General features: G+C 60.4%; 16 protein-coding genes. 14 read left to right on the top strand and 2 right to left on the bottom strand.

Annotation, left to right across the window (positions count from 1 at the left end):
• The first annotated feature begins 64 nt into the window (after positions 1-64).
• The 12 genes from HHJ16_RS10930 to HHJ16_RS10985 all read left to right on the top strand — a co-directional run bounded on the left by HHJ16_RS10930 (position 65) and on the right by HHJ16_RS10985 (position 12684).
• Complete coding sequence (locus HHJ16_RS10930; protein ID WP_293642821.1) at positions 65-1636, top strand: ABC transporter ATP-binding protein; 1572 nt, start codon at positions 65-67, stop codon at positions 1634-1636.
• Positions 1623-2720 (top strand): ABC transporter permease, encoded by a 1098-nt coding sequence (locus HHJ16_RS10935; protein WP_293642823.1) that lies wholly within the window; start codon positions 1623-1625, stop codon positions 2718-2720. Before HHJ16_RS10930 ends, HHJ16_RS10935 begins: the two co-directional genes overlap by 14 nt.
• On the top strand, positions 2720-3640 hold the full coding sequence (locus tag HHJ16_RS10940; protein ID WP_293642824.1) for an ABC transporter permease: 921 nt from the start codon (positions 2720-2722) through the stop codon (positions 3638-3640). Before HHJ16_RS10935 ends, HHJ16_RS10940 begins: the two co-directional genes overlap by 1 nt.
• Positions 3641-3729: 89 nt before the next feature.
• Entirely contained in the window at positions 3730-4881 is a 1152-nt protein-coding gene (locus tag HHJ16_RS10945; RefSeq protein WP_293642825.1) for a BMP family ABC transporter substrate-binding protein, read from the top strand.
• A 104-nt stretch (positions 4882-4985) separates the two neighbouring features.
• On the top strand, positions 4986-6038 hold the full coding sequence (locus HHJ16_RS10950; protein WP_293642826.1) for an adenosine deaminase: 1053 nt from the start codon (positions 4986-4988) through the stop codon (positions 6036-6038).
• Positions 6039-6045: 7 nt separating this feature from the next.
• Positions 6046-7320, top strand: a complete 1275-nt coding sequence (locus HHJ16_RS10955) for a YbfB/YjiJ family MFS transporter (RefSeq protein ID WP_293642827.1) — start codon at positions 6046-6048, stop codon at positions 7318-7320.
• 73 nt (positions 7321-7393) lie between these two features.
• Entirely contained in the window at positions 7394-8497 is a 1104-nt protein-coding gene (locus HHJ16_RS10960) for a BMP family ABC transporter substrate-binding protein (protein WP_293642829.1), read from the top strand.
• A gap of 14 nt (positions 8498-8511) precedes the next feature.
• Positions 8512-9147, top strand: a complete 636-nt coding sequence (gene queE / locus HHJ16_RS10965; protein ID WP_293642830.1) for a 7-carboxy-7-deazaguanine synthase — start codon at positions 8512-8514, stop codon at positions 9145-9147.
• Between the two features lie 26 nt (positions 9148-9173).
• Positions 9174-9536: a 6-carboxytetrahydropterin synthase gene (locus HHJ16_RS10970; protein WP_296900784.1), complete on the top strand. Its 363-nt coding sequence runs from the start codon at positions 9174-9176 to the stop codon at positions 9534-9536.
• Positions 9537-9575: 39 nt separating this feature from the next.
• Positions 9576-10880: a guanine deaminase gene (gene guaD, locus HHJ16_RS10975; protein ID WP_293642831.1), complete on the top strand. Its 1305-nt coding sequence runs from the start codon at positions 9576-9578 to the stop codon at positions 10878-10880.
• 84 nt (positions 10881-10964) lie between these two features.
• A complete protein-coding gene (gene dcd, locus HHJ16_RS10980; protein WP_293642832.1) occupies positions 10965-11531 on the top strand; it encodes a dCTP deaminase in 567 nt (188 codons plus the stop codon).
• A 115-nt stretch (positions 11532-11646) separates the two neighbouring features.
• Positions 11647-12684, top strand: coding sequence for a zinc-dependent alcohol dehydrogenase family protein (locus HHJ16_RS10985; RefSeq protein ID WP_293642833.1), 1038 nt, complete (start codon positions 11647-11649; stop codon positions 12682-12684).
• A 96-nt stretch (positions 12685-12780) separates the two neighbouring features.
• Here HHJ16_RS10985 and HHJ16_RS10990 read toward each other — a convergent pair whose 3' ends face one another.
• Positions 12781-13596 carry a DUF2189 domain-containing protein gene (locus HHJ16_RS10990; RefSeq protein ID WP_296900786.1) on the bottom strand — a complete coding sequence of 272 codons (816 nt, stop codon included), beginning with the start codon at positions 13594-13596 and terminating at the stop codon, positions 12781-12783.
• Positions 13597-13880: 284 nt separating this feature from the next.
• On the opposite strand from HHJ16_RS10990, the gene HHJ16_RS10995 reads away from it, so the two are divergent.
• The gene (locus HHJ16_RS10995) at positions 13881-14783 is read left to right on the top strand and encodes a DUF2189 domain-containing protein (protein ID WP_293642834.1); all 903 of its coding nucleotides are present in this window, start codon (positions 13881-13883) and stop codon (positions 14781-14783) included.
• Positions 14783-14992 (top strand): DUF2788 domain-containing protein, encoded by a 210-nt coding sequence (locus HHJ16_RS11000; protein WP_293642835.1) that lies wholly within the window; start codon positions 14783-14785, stop codon positions 14990-14992. The genes HHJ16_RS10995 and HHJ16_RS11000 overlap by 1 nt, the downstream gene beginning before the upstream one ends.
• A gap of 205 nt (positions 14993-15197) precedes the next feature.
• Here the strand turns inward: HHJ16_RS11000 and HHJ16_RS11005 are convergent, their stop codons facing one another.
• Positions 15198-16145: a delta(1)-pyrroline-2-carboxylate reductase family protein gene (locus HHJ16_RS11005; protein WP_293642836.1), complete on the bottom strand. Its 948-nt coding sequence runs from the start codon at positions 16143-16145 to the stop codon at positions 15198-15200.
• Positions 16146-16212 lie beyond the last annotated feature (67 nt).

Here is a 16212-nt window from a genome sequence, read left to right on the forward strand (position 1 = left end):
CTGGTCACACCCTGTCAACAGGTGGCGAAAGCCTAAAAATTAAAATATCAAGTCTCCCGAGTCAATGACTATTTCGCCACCCCTCACCAAAAGCCCTGCAGAAATCCCGCCGAGGCTGCAGCTTTCCGGTATTACCAAGCATTACCCGGGTGTGGTCGCCAATAGCGACATTGCGCTGGCCGTACTGCCCGGCGAAATCCATGCCGTGCTCGGCGAAAACGGGGCCGGTAAGTCCACGCTGATGAAAATCATCTATGGCGCCGTCAAACCCGACGCCGGCCATTTGGCCATGGACGGCCAGTCCGTCATGGTGCGCAATCCACACGAGGCGCGCGCCTTGGGCATCAGTATGGTTTTTCAGCATTTCAGCCTCTTCGATACCTTGACGGTGGCTGAAAATGTCTGGCTCGGACTGGATAAACACCTTGGTCTGGCGGAAGTGTCTGAGCGCATTACGCAAACCACCCAGGCCTATGGCTTGCAGCTCGACCCGACCCGGCCCGTGCACACGCTGAGCGTGGGCGAGCGGCAGCGCGTCGAGATCGTGCGGGCGCTGCTCACCCGCCCCAAACTTTTGATTCTGGATGAGCCCACATCGGTGCTGACGCCGCAAGCGGTGGAGAACCTGTTTGTCACGCTGCGCCAATTGGCGGCACAGGGCTGCAGTATTTTGTACATCAGCCACAAGCTGCATGAAATTCGCGCTTTGTGCACGGCCTGCACGGTTTTGCGCGGCGGGCGCGTATCGGGCGAATGCGATCCGCGCCTGGAATCCAACGCCTCGCTCAGTCGCCTGATGATCGGCGCGGAGCCGCCGGCGCTGCAGCACCGCGCGGTTAAAACGGGCGACATCGTGCTGGACGTCAAGCAATTGGAACTCGCCAAGGACGAGCAGTTTGGCGTAGACCTGCAGCAAATTAATCTGCAGGTGCGCGCCGGTGAAGTGGTGGGCATTGCCGGCGTGTCTGGCAACGGCCAGAGGGAGTTGCTGTACGCGCTTTCAGGCGAAGACATCCGGGCAGCGGCCGAGGCGATTACCGTGAAGGGCCGCAATGCGGGCAGGCTAGGTCCTGATCGGCGCCGCGCGCTTGGGCTGCATTTTGTGCCTGAAGAACGGCTGGGCCGAGGCGCGGTACCGTCCTTGTCGCTGGCCCGCAATCTGATGCTGACGCGCAAAGAGGCGGTGGGTGTCGGCGGATGGCTCAAGCGCGGTCAGTTGCAGGCCCAGGCACAGCGCATCATTGCGCGTTACAACGTCAAGGCAGGCGGTCCGCAGGCCGTTGCCAAGTCCTTGTCAGGCGGCAATTTACAAAAATTCATCATGGGTCGCGAAATCGATGCCAACCCGACTCTGTTGATCGTCTCGCAGCCCACCTGGGGCGTGGACGTGGGCGCGGCGACCCAGATCCGTGGGGAGCTTTTGAAGTTGCGCGATGCCGGCTGCGCCGTCTTGGTGGTGAGTGAAGAACTCGACGAACTCTTTGAAATCTGCGACCGGCTGTATGTGATGGCCAAGGGACAGCTGTCGCCTTCCATGCCGCGCGCGCAGGCGACGGTGGCGTTGGTGGGGCAGTGGATGAGTGGCTTGTGGGCGCAGCCTGAAAATCAAGGGGAGGCACGCCATGCCGCAATTTGAATTACGGCCCCAGGCGTCGTCGTTCTGGACCTACGCGTCGCCGATTCTGGCGCTGCTGATCACCGTGGTGATTGGTGTGCTGCTGTTCATGGCGCTCGGCAAAGATCCCGTCAGAGGGCTGCAGGTGTTCTTCTGGGAGCCCATCAAATCACCCTATGCCCTGAGCGAGTTGATGGTCAAGGCCACGCCGCTGCTCATCATCGCGCTGGGGCTGGCCGTGTGTTTTCGCTCCAACGTCTGGAACATCGGCGCGGAAGGACAATACGTCATTGGCGCCGTGGCGGCAGGCGGCGTCGCTTTATTGGCCGACAAAACCACCGGGGCGTGGATCATGCCGATGGTTCTGGTGGCCGGCGTGCTCGGCGGTATGCTGTGGGCCGGCCTCACCGCCTGGCTGCGGGACCGCTTCAATGCCAATGAAATCCTGGTGAGCCTGATGCTGGTCTATGTAGCCGACATGGTGCTGAACTATCTGGTGTTTGGCCCCTGGAAGGACCCGAACGGGTACAACTTTCCGCAAACGAAAACCTTTGAGGCTGTGGCGCAAATTCCACGCTTGATGCAAGGTTCGCGCATCAACATCGGTATCCTGTTGGCGCTGATGGGTGTGGCCGGTTTGTGGCTCTATCTGTTTCGCACTTACGCGGGATTCACCCAGGAGGTCAGTGGCTTGGCACCCGCTGCGGCGCGTTATGCCGGGATTTCCTCGCGCCGCGCTTTGTGGGTGGCGCTGCTGATATCCGGCGGTGCGGCGGGCTTGGCGGGTGCGCTGGAGGTGGCGGGCCCAATCGGTCAGCTCACGCCTTATGTGCCCGCCGGTTATGGCTTTGCGGCCATCATCGTGGCATTTGTGGGACGCTTGCATCCCGTGGGCGTGGTGTTCTCAGCGCTGCTGATGAGCATGTTCTACATTGGCGGCGAACTGGCACAGTCGCGCTTGGGCCTGCCTAAATCGCTGACCGGGGTGTTTCAGGGTCTGCTGCTCTTTAATCTGCTGGCTTGCGACACGCTGATTGCCTACCGTTTCAAATTTTCACCCTCCATTTTTACCGCCACCTCCAAATTAGCTGAGGGGGCGCGCTGATGGATTCCACGGCCTTGTTGGTCGCCTCCACGCTGAACGCGGGTACCGTCCTGGCGATTGCGGCGCTGGGCCTGCTGATCAATGAAAAAGCGGGCATTGTGAATCTGGGTGCCGAAGGCATGATGCTTTGCGCCGCCATTGCCGGCTTTGCGACGGTGGTTCACACCGGCAACAGCTGGCTGGGCTTTGCCGCCGGCATGGCAGCAGGGGCTTTACTGGCGGCCGGCTTTGGTGTGCTGGTGATATGGCTGAACACAAACCAGTACGCCACCGGGCTGGCGCTGAGCCTTTTTGGGGCTGGTTTTTCGGCCTTTGCAGGCATCAATTACGTGCGCGAAAAACTGCCCGAGCAGGCGAGCTATTCAATTCCGGTGCTTAAAGATCTTCCGTTTTTCGGTCCGGCCTTATTCCGCCAGCACCCGATGGTCTATGTTGCGATGGCGTTGACAGGCGGCCTGATCTGGTTTTTGTACCGCACGCGGGCGGGGCTGGTGCTGCGTTGTGTGGGAGAAAGCCCTGAGTCGGCGCATGCCCTGGGATACCCGGTCCGGCGGATTCGTCTGGCTGCCGTGGTGGCTGGTGGGGCGCTGTGTGGGCTTGCGGGGGCTTATGTGTCGGTGGTTTACACGCCGCTGTGGGTAGAAGGGATGATCGCCGGCAAAGGCTGGATTGCGCTGGCGCTCACCACGTTCGGCACTTGGCGCCCGGCCCGGGTTTTGCTGGGGGCTTACCTCTTTGGCGGCGTGACCATGCTCCAGTTTCACCTGCAGGGCTTGGGGGTCGATGTCCCTAGCCAGTTCTTGACGATGCTGCCCTACCTGTCCACCATCGTGGTGCTGGTGCTGATTTCGCGCAACCCCCTGTGGATAAGGGTGAACATGCCGAGCTCGATCGGCAAGCCTTTTTACCCCGACGCCTGATCTTTCAGCCGCATAATTGGGCGTTTTGTCTCTCAGTAGTTTCTTTAAATAAATTAATTTCCTGGCTCCTTAACCGAAAGCGAGATAACATGACCGACCTGCAAAAACGCGCCCTGCTCAAGCTGGCGGCACTCTCTACGGTAGCCGCAGCGACGCTGATGGGATGCGGCAAAAAGGAAGAGCCCGCGCTGGCGCCCGCCGCTGCGCCTGCGGCAGCGGCGCCCGCCAAGGTCGAACCCCTGAAGGTTGCATTTGCATATGTCGGCCCGGTGGGTGATGGCGGCTGGACCTTCGCGCACGACAACGGCCGCAAGGCGGTTGAAAAAGCCTTTGGCGACAAGGTCGTCACCAGCTTCGTTGAAAAAGTTCCCGAGTCTGCCGACGCCGAGCGGGTGATTCGCGACATGGCTCAGCAAGGCAACAAGCTCATCTTCGGCACCACCTTCGGTTACATGGAGCCCATGCTCAAGGTCGCCGGCGACACGAAAGATGTCAAGTTCGAGCACGCCACCGGCTATAAAACCGCAGCCAATATGCGCACCTATGACAGCCGGACTTACGAAGGTGCCTATATGGCCGGCGTCGTGGCGGGCAGGATGAGCAAGTCGGGCATGCTGGGCGTGGTCGGTTCGGTTCCGATTCCTGAAGTCGTGCGCAACATCAACAGCTTCACACTCGGCGCCCAGTCGGTCAATCCCAAAATTACAACCAAAGTAGTTTGGGTCAACGAGTGGTTCAACCCACCCAAAGAAACGGAAGCCGCCACCGCACTGATTAATGGCGGTGCCGATGTCCTGTTTCAGAACACCGACTCCTCCGCCGTGCTGCAGACCGCCGAAAAAATGGGTAAGCGCGCCTTTGGTTGGGATTCCGACATGACCGCCTATGGCCCGAAAGCTCATCTGGCCTCGGCCGTGATCAATTGGGGGCCGTACTACATCAAGACCGTGGGTGAAGCGCTGGAAGGCAAGTGGACAGGCGGTACGGGTTCCTGGTGGGGCGTGAAAGAAGGTGCCATTGATTTGGTGTCTATTGCTGCGGATGTGCCCGACGAAACCAAGAAACGCATCGATGAAGTCAAGGCCGGGTTGAAGGACGGAAGCTTTGCGATCTGGAAAGGTCCGATCATGGACAACACCGGCAAAGTCCTGGTCGCCAAGGATACGGTAGCCGACGACAAGTTTCTGGGCGGCCTGAAAACCTACGTCAAGGGCGTGGAAGGCAAGGTTCCTGGTAACTGATCAGCGCCGCGCTTCGCGCCTTAGGCAGGAGCGTTCTCACAGTCCGTGTGATTCGCTAACATGGTGAGCTGCCTGCGGGCAGCTTTCCCTTTTTTGGAGTCGAGATGAGCTTGCCAAAATTTGTTGTCAAGACGGTGGTCGCAGACCGCTTGCCAGAACTGCTGAAGTGCATGCCGAAGGCGGAGTTGCACATTCACATTGAAGGCTCGCTGGAACCGGAACTAATTTTTGCGCTGGCAAAGCGCAATGGTGTGGCGCTGCCCTTTGCCAGCGTGGAGGAACTACGCCGCGCCTACGCTTTCAGCAACCTGCAGAGTTTCCTGGATATTTATTACGCCGGTGCCAGTGTGCTGATAAAAGAGCAGGACTTCTACGACATGACGCGAGCCTACCTGCTGCGGGCGGCGCAAGACAACGTGGTTCATGCCGAGCTATTTTTCGACCCCCAGACGCACACCGCCCGGGGCATCAGCATGGACACCGTGATCAATGGCATCTACCGAGCCTGTGTGGATGCCAAGGTCGAGCTGGGCATCAGTGCCTCTTTGATTCTTTGTTTTTTACGGCACCTGAGTGAAGAAGATGCATTTGAAACACTGGAGCAGGCGTTGCCTTACCGGGATAAATTGATTGGTGTCGGGCTCGATTCGGGCGAGCTCGGCAATCCGCCCGAAAAATTTGCACGCGTGTTCGCGCGCTGCCGTGCCTTGGGTTTCCATCTGGTGGCGCATGCCGGCGAAGAAGGCCCTCCCGCCTATGTCTGGACCGCTCTGGACCTGCTCAAGGTGGAGCGGGTCGACCACGGGGTGCAATCGAGCAAGGATGCCGCCTTGATGCGGCGCTTGGCCGGCGACCGGATCGCACTGACGGTGTGCCCCTTGTCCAATCTCAAGCTTTGCGTGTTTCCCACCCTGGCGGATCACAACCTGCGCACGTTACTCGAAGCGGGGCTGGTGGCAACCGTCAACTCTGACGACCCGGCCTATTTCGGTGGTTACATGAATGAGACTTTCACGCAGACCTTTGCCGCAATCGGACTCACTACCCAGCACGCCTACACGCTGGCGCACAACAGCTTCGAGGCCAGTTTCATCGACGCCTCAGCCAAGCAGCGCCATGTGGACCGTCTGAACGAAACCTTCGAAACATTTCACTAAAGCGCCGATGACAAACCCCCCCCTAGGCGCAACAGCCAACCCGGCATCGGAATTGCCCGGCCCCTGGTCCATCGCACTGGCCGGATTGGTGGCGTTAGCCGTCGCCATGGGCCTGGGCCGCTTCGCCTTCACGCCGCTGCTGCCGATGATGTTGAACGACGGTGTGGTCGATTTGCCGTCTGCGAGCTGGCTCGCCAGCGCCAATTACCTGGGCTACCTGCTGGGCGCCCTGTTGTGCACGCTGCAACCGTGGCTGTGGGCCAGGTTCCGCTGGCTCCCCTTGCTGGCCTATTCCTCGCTGGTGCGCGCCGGGCTGGTCGCCACCGGCGTTTTGACGCTGGCCATGGCCGGGCACTTTCCTGCGGCGTGGCCCGCGCTTCGCTTTGCCGCCGGAGTGACCAGCGCAGTGGTGTTTGTGTTTACGTCGGGCTGGTGTCTGTCCAGGCTCGCAAGGCTCGGCGTGCCCGCTATGGGCGGTGTCATTTATGCCGGTCCGGGGGCGGGCATCGTGGTGAGTGGCCTGTTCGCGAGCGGCATGGTGGCCTGGCACTGGACGGCGGCCACGGGATGGCTGATTTTTGGCGCGCTGGCTTTTGTGCTCACTGGGCTTGTGTGGCCCATTTTGCGCGGTGGCGACGAGCGCCTGGCTGCCCGCGTTCCCCGGGTTGTCGCCGGTACCGCTGAAATCGACGGCGCATCGGTGCATCACGACCACACCGAGATGACGCTGTTAACCGTGGCGTACGGATTGGCGGGCTTCGGTTACATCATTACGGCAACCTTCTTACCCGTGATTGCGCGGTCTGCCTTACCCGGCTCTGCCTGGTTGGACCTGTTCTGGCCGATCTTTGGCATAGGCGTTATGGTCGGCGCCTTGCTTGCCACACGTCTTCCACCCGGCCGTGATTTTCGTGTTCTGCTGGCGGGGTGCTATTTGCTTCAGGCGCTCGGCATTGCGGCCAGCCTCTGGAGTCCGAGCCTGGCCGGATTTGCAATAGGCAGCTTGATGTTGGGGGTGCCCTTTACCGCCATTACTTTTTTTGCGATGCAGGAGATCCGCCGCCTGCGTCCAGACACGGCGGCCAGTTTTATGGGCCTGCTCACCGCCACTTACGGTATCGGGCAAATTCTGGGCCCGCCGCTGGTGGCTGTGTTGCTTAGGCATACCAGCAGCCAGCGGGAGGGGTTCACGCTGTCGCTGGAAATCGCAGCTGGCATGCTGTTAATTGGCGCTGGCTTGTATGCGTGGATGGTCAAAACCCATCCGGTCAAGAGCCGTTAAAATAGAACAAGACTCGCGTGCTGCCTCGGCGCGCAAGTGGTTTTGTTTTACCGGGGCCATGTAGAGGACTACCATGTATAAAAACCTCGTGACCACTGTCATTCCGACGCTCGTGGCCGCCTGTTTTTCCTTTTTCGTTGCGCCCGCTTTTTGCCAATCCTCGGTGCACCCGAAGAGCCCCCTCAAAATAGCTTTCGTCTACGTGGCACCCATCACCGAAGCCGGCTGGGTACGCCAGCACGAGGAGGGACGCAAGGCGATCGAGGCGGCACTCGGAAGTCGGGTCAGCACCAGTTATGTGGAAAACGTCGCGGAAGGCGCCGATGCGGAGCGCGTGATTCGCGATCTGGCCAGCCAGGGTAACCAGCTGATTTTTACGCCGAGCTTTGGCTACATGGAACCCACGCTCAAAGTGGCCAAAGATTTTCCCGGTGTGAAGTTCGAATCCATTACCGGCTACAAAACTGCGTCCAACGTGTCGATCGCCAATGCGCGCTATTACGAAGGCCGTTACCTGTCGGGTATCGCGGCCGGTCGCATGGCCAGCAGCGCCGGTTATGTGGCGGGCTTTCCGATTCCCGAGGTGATTCAGGGCATCAACGCTTTCACGCTGGGCATGCGTTCGGTCAACCCCAAGGCGGTGGTCAAAGTGGTCTGGCTAGGCGCCTGGTTCGACCCGCCGCGTGAGCGCGAAGCCGCGATGACCTTGTTTAACCAGGGGGTTGAAGTCATTGCGTTTCATACCGGTTCCACGGCCGTGATGAGCGCTGCCCAGGAGCGCGGGAAGTTGGCCATTGCCTATCACTCCGACATGCGCAAATTTGCGCCCGACGCGCAGGTGGTAGCGGTTACCCATCATTGGGGCAGCTATTACACCCGCAGAGCGCAAGCGGTGCTTGACGGAAATTGGAAGAGCGCCGCGCTTTGGGGCGGTGTCAAGGAAGGCATGATCCGCGTCGACAGCTTTGGCCCCAAGGTCCCCAAAAAGGTCGTGGACGAGGTGCTGGCGCGCCAGCGCGACATCGCGGCAGGCAAGCTGCAGCCCTTCAAAGCGCGCACAGCGTTGATGGACAACGAAGGCCACGAAGTTCTGGCAGCGGGTAAAACGTTGACCGACGAGCAGATTCAAGGTATGAATTTCCTGGTGCAGGGCGTTCAAGGCAGATTGAATAATTAGTCCTGGATCACACGATGAGCTACCACGTTAAAGAGATTTTTTACACCTTGCAAGGCGAGGGCGCGAACGCGGGCAGACCCGCTGTTTTTTGCCGGTTTTCCGGATGCAACCTCTGGTCTGGCCGGGAGCAGGACCGCGCCACTGCAGTCTGCCAGTTCTGCGACACGGATTTTGTCGGCACCGACGGCACGCTGGGCGGAAAGTTTCCGGATGCCGACGCGCTGGCGCGACAGATCGAAGCCCAGTGGCCCGCAACGTACCCGCACCATCGCTTTGTGGTCATGACCGGTGGTGAGCCGCTGCTGCAGGTCGATGCTGACCTGATTACAGCCCTGCACGAACGTGGCTTTCAGATTGCAGTCGAGACCAACGGCACGATGGTTGCGCCGGAGGGCATCGACTGGCTATGCGTCAGCCCCAAGGCGGGCGCGCCCTGGATGCAGCGCGCCGGCGATGAGCTCAAGGTCGTATGGCCGCAGCCGCAGCTGGACTTGACGGCGCTTGAGATGGCCCGTTTCACGCACCGCTACTTGCAGCCGATGGACAACTCCGAGCGGGCGGACAACACGCAGGCGTGCATCCGCACGTGCCTGGAACGGCCCGCTTGGCGGCTCAGTGTGCAGACTCACAAAATGACGGGTATCCGATGAACTCCCAAGCGATGAATAGCGACCTAATGACGTGCGAAATCAGCCAGACTTTCTTTTTTGATGCCGCGCACACGCTGGATCGGGCGATTGAAACCGAAAGTAGTAAGCGGGTGCATGGGCACACCTACAACGCGGAGGTGTTTCTTACCGGGCAACCGGATCCCCGCACCGGCATGGTGATGGATTTGGGTCTGGTACGGCGTGAGGTTGCGGCGCTGCGCGAGCAACTGGATCACCACATGCTCAACGACATTGCCGACCTTGGGCCACCGACGCTTGAAAACCTGTGCCAATTCATCTTTCAAAAGCTGGCGCCTCGTTTGTCGGCGCTGACCTCGGTACGGGTTTGGCGAACCTCTATTGGCGATGCGTGTCGGCTGAGCAAGTAATTTCGGCGTTCGCCCAGGGCCTGAGGTACCCTCAATGCCATGAAAGCCTATCGCGCCTCTGTCCTGTACTTTGTCGGGCCCGCCCAAGCGAAGCGCGCTATTCTTGAAACCGACGGGCTGCTGGTGGTCGGACCCGACGCCGAAGGTCGTCAGGTGGTGCGGGCGGTGGGCGCCTACAGTCAATTAGCGTCGCAGTACGCGGATGTTCCGACAGCGCATTGGCCTGGCCGCATCATTGCCCCGGGCTTTGTGGACATGCACATTCACTACCCCCAGGTCGACGTGATCGGCTCCCCTGCGGAAGGGCTGTTACCCTGGCTCGAAAACTACACTTTTCCACATGAAAAACGCTTTGTAGATCCTGGTTATAGCGCACAAGCCGCAACTTTTTTTATCGCAGAACTGTTGCGCAACGGGGTCACGACAGCGCTCACTTTTGCGACTTCGCATCCAGCGTCGGTCAACGCATTGTTTACCGAGGCGCAAAAGCACTCGCTGCGGCTGATCACGGGCAAATGCCTGATGGACCAGAACTCGCCCGACGGCGTGCGCGATGAAACCGAGCAAAGCCTGATCGACACCGAAACACTGATCAATCGCTGGCATGGCGTGGACCGCTTGGGCTACGCCATCACGCCGCGTTTTGTGCCCAGCTGCAGTGAGGCCCAGCTCCGCGGCGCAGGTGAGCTGGCTGCCCGCTACCCCGACGTGTGGATTCAATCCCACGTGGCGGAAAACCTGGGTGAAATCGCCTGGGTACGCGAGTTGCATCCGCAAGTCCGCAGCTACCTGAACGTGTACGAGCGCTTCGGGCTTTTGCGGCCCCGCGCGGTATATGCGCACTGCATTCATATCGACGATGAAGACCGCGCCCTGATGCGCACAACGGGTGCCGCCGCAGCCGTGAGCCCGACCAGCAACCTGTTTCTGGGCAGCGGTTTTTTTGACTACGCCGGGGCCGACCGAGCCGGCTTTCAATACGGTTTGGCCAGTGACGTGGGCGGTGGCACCTCCTTCAGCCCGTTTCACACCATGTTGGCGGCTTATTACGTGGGCAGGGAAGGGCAGAGCAAGTCCGGCGTGTCGCTGAAGCCCCAGCAGCTGTGGTGGCAGCACACGGGTGGCGCGGCGCGGGCGCTGGGCTTGGAGGGCGTGGTGGGCAACCTCCAGCCCGGTTGCGAAGCCGACTTTATTGTGCTCAATCCGCAAGCCACGCCGCTGATGGCCCGCAAAACCGCACAGGCTGCCAGTCTGGACGAGCTGCTGTTTGCAATGATCGTGTTGGGCGACGACCGTCTCGTCGAAAAAACCGTGATCTCGCAGGCTACTGAGGCGGCCTGGTAAAAGTACCGAAATGATGGATGCAGTTTTTCTGGAGCTGCTGATGCGGCTTGCCTACAATCACCGGCAAAGCAAGGAGCCTTCCGAATGAGCATAAAGAGCGATAAATGGATACGCCGCATGGCGGAATCGACGGGCATGATCGAACCCTTCGAGCCGGGTCAGATACGCGAACGCGACGGCCACAAGATCATTAGCTACGGCACCTCGAGCTACGGCTACGACATTCGGTGCGCCCCCGAGTTCAAGGTGTTCACCAACATTCACAGCACGGTGGTGGATCCGAAGAACTTCGACGAAAAAAGCTTTGTCGATTTCCACGGCGACAGCTGCATCATCCCGCCCAATAGCTTTGCGCTTGCCCGCACTCTGGAGTACTTTCGCATTCCGCGCAACGTCCTCACCATCTGTCTGGGAAAAAGCACCTACGCCCGCTGCGGCATCATCGTCAATGTCACCCCGTTCGAGCCTGAATGGGAAGGCTATGTCACGCTGGAATTTTCAAACACCACACCGCTGCCCGCCAAGATTTATGCCGGCGAAGGCTGCGCGCAAGTGTTGTTTTTTGAGAGCGACGAAGTTTGCGAGACCAGCTACAAAGACCGCGGTGGGAAATACCAGGGGCAGGTCGGCGTGACGTTGCCCAAGGCTTGACGAGCTCACCAGATCCAGAACACCAACGGCCGCGCGAGACTGCGACCTCAGTTGCGGCCTGGCTCCGCAAGCTGGACCATCGGAGTCGCCGAGCAATTTTCTTAAGGAGAGCTTGATGAAGGCATTTGTTTACCAGGGACCGGGTCTGAAGGCGATGGAAGACCGTCCGAAGCCCGAGATCCAGGCACCGAGCGACGCCATTGTAAAAATGGTGAAAACAACTATTTGCGGCACGGACCTGCATATTCTCAAAGGCGACGTAGCGACCTGCGCGCCGGGCCGTATTCTTGGGCACGAGGGCGTCGGCATCATCGATTCCGTGGGCTCTGCCGTCACGGCCTTCCGCCCGGGCGACCGCGTTTTGATTTCGTGCATCTCCTCTTGCAGCAAGTGTGAGTACTGCCGGCGCGGCATGTTTTCCCATTGCACGACCGGGGGCTGGATCCTCGGCAATACCATCGATGGCACGCAGGCCGAGTATGTCCGCACCCCGCACGCTGACACCAGCCTTTACCCGATTCCGGAAGGCGCCGACGAGGAAGCGCTGGTGATGCTGAGCGACATTTTGCCGACCGGCTTTGAGTGCGGTGTACTCAATGGCAAGGTGGCGCCGGGCTCGACCGTGGCCATCGTCGGCGCCGGTCCCATCGGGCTGGCCACTTTGCTCACTGCTCAGCTTTATTCTCCCTCGGAGCTCATCGTGATCGATCTGGACGACAGTCGCCTGGCGGTGGCGCGGAAGTTTGGCGCTACCCAGACGATTAACAGCGGGGATGGCAAGGCGGCAGAGAAGGTGATGGCCTTGACCGGCAAGCGCGGGGTTGATACCGCCATTGAAGCCGTTGGCGTGCCTGCAACCTTCCTGTTGTGTCAGGATCTGGTGGCGGCCGGAGGCGTCATCGCCAATATTGGCGTGCATGGTCAAAAGGTAGACCTTCACCTCGAACGGCTGTGGTCGCAAAACGTCGCAATCACGACGCGTCTGGTGGATACGGTCACAACGCCGATGTTGCTAAAGACCGTGCAGTCCAAAAAAATCGACCCCACTCGCCTCATCACGCATCGGTTCAAGCTCGATCAGATTCTTGAGGCGTATGACACCTTTGGCCGCGCGGCGGAGACGCAGGCGCTCAAGGTCATCATCAGCGTGTAGGCGTCGAAAAGCTTTGGGGCGGCGGCATCTCCAACAGTAGCTGTCCTCCTGCAGCGGGCGATGAGCGGGCTACACGGGGGTTAGCTCGCAGTTCTTCTACGCGCTGACCTCGATGATCGCCCCCTCGTTGTCCTGCAGCTGCCAGCGCACCGAACCCCGGTAGGCGTGCCAGCTGGCATGACCAAGCAAGGGGCCAACGAAGATCAGGCCCAGACCCCATGGCAATAGCGCCACCGCGACGAGGGCTGTGATCAGCACGCCCCACAGCAGCATCACGCCGGGGTTCGCGAATACCACCCGGATGCTGGTGATCGCGGCCGAAACGGCGTCCGTATCGCGGTCCAGAATCATGGGGATGGACACCACTGCCGTGGAAAAGACCAGCCCGGCAAAGAAGCCGCCGACAGCGAGGTAGACGAGCACGAACTCCCAGTTGCCGGGATTGAAGACTGCGCTTATTACGCCCGTGGTGGAGGGCATGCCCGTGTTAAAGAACACCGCAAAGACCACCAGCGAGGCACGGCCCCACAGCAGCTCCAGCGCGATGAGCACCAACACCAGCATGCTCATGCTGCGGATGTGCGCGTTCCAACAGGTCAGTGAGGTGGTGAGTTTGGACGCGAGACCCTGCTCTTTACGGCGACTCACCTCGTACAGACCCATGGCCAGAAACGGCCCCACCAGCAGGCAGCCTGAGGCAATCGACAGCGTGTATTCGGGCTTGCTGCGAAACACCGCCGCTAGAGCGATGGCCATGATCCAGAAGCACCCGCCATAGAAGATGCCAATTCCAAAATGCTCCGTCAGGTCGGTCCACCCGCGTGCCAGCCAGCGAAAGGGTTGCCCCAGTCCGAGCGGAATCATCAGCGCCTGCGGACCCACGGGCGGCGGCAGGACATAGGGCGCGGCCATGACGGGCAGCGCGTCAGCGGCGGGATTCGCCGAGGCCGGGTGTGCGCTGGAATCCGCAGGGGGTGTGGAGAACGTCATGAAGTGTGGCTCCCGGAGGGTTGGGCTGACCAGGAAGGAAGGATCACTGTCAATCATCAACAGTCAGCCTAACCAACCCTGCTGTTCTTGTCCACACAGGGAAACACTCATGGAGCAAGCGAGGAACGGGCTATGCACTGATTGACGGGCAGCCCCAAACGGTCCGACAAGCTTTCAACGGATCGGCCGTTTACCGGAATTGAGAAGTGTCAGTCTGCGCAATCGGCCAGGGCGGTATGCTTGCGCCCATCGTGAATCCCATAAACCCTACCTCTCCTTCGCCGCCGCCCGGACGCTATCTGCCTCTGCCCATCATCCGCAAGATAGGGTTAGTCCAGCCACTGCATTGGCTGGTGCGCGGTGCGCAGGATCTGTTGCGGGGTGGTTGGCTAAGCCTCTTGCACGGCGTGGTATTGGCTGCCTTTGGCGGCTTGCTCGGGCTGCTGGCCTATGACCGTTTCTGGCTGCTGGCCGGCGCGTTCTCCGGCTTTTTGGTGGTGGCACCGCTCCTGGCGACCAGCCTGTACGCCATCAGCCGCGCGCTTGAACGTGGCGAGCCCGTCAATCGGGAACTCGTTGGTAAAACATGGACTCGCTGGCAGGATTCACGCTACCGGGTGCGCGGCGGCTACTGGAGTCTGGTACGTTTCGGACTACTGCTGGCACTGGCCGGCACCGGCTGGGTACTCACTTCGGCGGCGCTCATCACGCTGTTGACACCGCAACCCATCAACACCCCGCTGGACTTCTTGCACCATGTGGTGCTGGAGTCCCACCACTATCTGTTTGAACTGTGGCTTGCCTTGGGTGGCCTCATGGCCGCGCCCGTGTTTGCATCGAGCGTGATCACGATGCCGCTGCTGCTCGACCGGCGCATCGATGTGCTGCAGGCCGTGCTGTCAAGCTGGCAGGCGGTGCTGATGAATCCGGCGCCGCTGGCCTTTTGGGCCGCGCTGATCATGTGCCTGACGTTGCTGAGCTTGGGCACACTGCTGATCAGCCTGATCGTTGTGCTGCCCTTGCTTGGCCATGCCAGCTGGCACGCTTACCGCGATCTGGTGGATGCCAGTGCGTTGCCAGAACGCCTGCCGCCGGAAGAAGTCATCTGATGTTCGGCTTCTCAGAACAACAGATATCCACCTTTGGGCTGACCTTCGGCTTGGGGGCCTTCATGCTCTACATGCTGTTCATCATCGGCCAGTTGGCGTGGGAGTCCAAAGCTGGAAAATTCGGTACCTTTGTCCTCTTCCTCGGACTGGGCTTCGGCATGGTGGGTTTTATCGCCAAGTACTTTATTCAGTGGTATTTCGAGAGATAGCGAAGACCGCTTGGTTGCCGTGTGAGTTTTCTTTCAACACCCTCAAACCGCGCTAGACAGTCGTACCGGGCGTAAGCAACTTTTTGGAAGAATAAACCGGATGAAAAACGAGTTCAGAGGGAAAGCAGTTTTTGCCTGGCAAGCCTCGTAGGGTGTGCGGGCGCACCGGTCAGAACCAGACGGCACGAAAAAACCTTGAGCCGCTTTACTTTCCCTTGGACGGGTCGGTCAACGCCGTCCTGGCCGCCGCCAAATCCCATCCCGCCCAACCACAGCTCTTGAACAGCACCGGACCCGCTACCGCGAAGGTTTCGGCGTGCAGCACGTCAGCCAGGCTCGCAAAGCGGGCGACCTCAAGGCCGGCCTGCAACAAATCGCCCGCTTCGTGTGCGGCATCTGCCGTGTCCACCACCACGGTGCCGTGCACTGCAAAGTGACGACACAGTTCCGGGCTCAGTTCCACCATGTGTGGCGTGAACGCGCCTACAGCGGCGATAAAGGCGTCGTTGCGCGGTAAGGCACTCAGCACCACGCCGTGCGCCGGGGTGCAGGTCACAGTCAGCGGACAGTCCGCGAGCGCAGCATTGGCGTCTGCCGCTACCCGGGCCCGCAAGCCCAGCGACTGCGCATACTCTGCGAGCCTTTGCGCGCTTGACAGGCTGCGCGATGCAATAACGACTTCCTTGATAGGTAAACCCTCGGCAAACGCGTCCAGATGGGCTTTGCCTTGAACGCCCGCACCCACAATCAGCAGCGGCCCGTGCGTGCAGGGTGCCAGCCGTTGTGCCGCCAGCAACGATACGGCGGCAGTGCGCCGCGCCGTGACGGTGGGTCCATCGAGCACCAGTTTGCGTTGGCCAGTGACCACGTCAAACACCGCCACGTCGCCTTGAATCGTAGGCAGGCCTCTGTCTGCATTGTCCGGTGTAAAGGTGATGAGTTTGACGATGGCGGTCAGGCTATCCAGGGCGGGCATGACAAACAGGCTGCCGCCGCCGGGTAAGGGCTGCACCAGGCGCGGAGGAACCTGAACCGAGGCATCCGCAAGTAGCCGCGCAAGCTCCGTCACCAGGCGTGTGTAAGGCAGGCGGGCTGCAGTCTGAGCCGGGTCTAGCAAGGTGGAGAGGATCGGCGTCGAGGAGGGGAGGGTCATGCGGTGATGGTAGGCGCACAGGCCGGCCGGTGCGCGTTTTGCGGGAAGCGTGTTTCTCCTACGAATT

It is taken from the genome of Polaromonas sp. (assembly GCF_012927485.1).
In the GTDB taxonomy this organism is placed as follows: domain Bacteria; phylum Pseudomonadota; class Gammaproteobacteria; order Burkholderiales; family Burkholderiaceae_C; genus Polaromonas.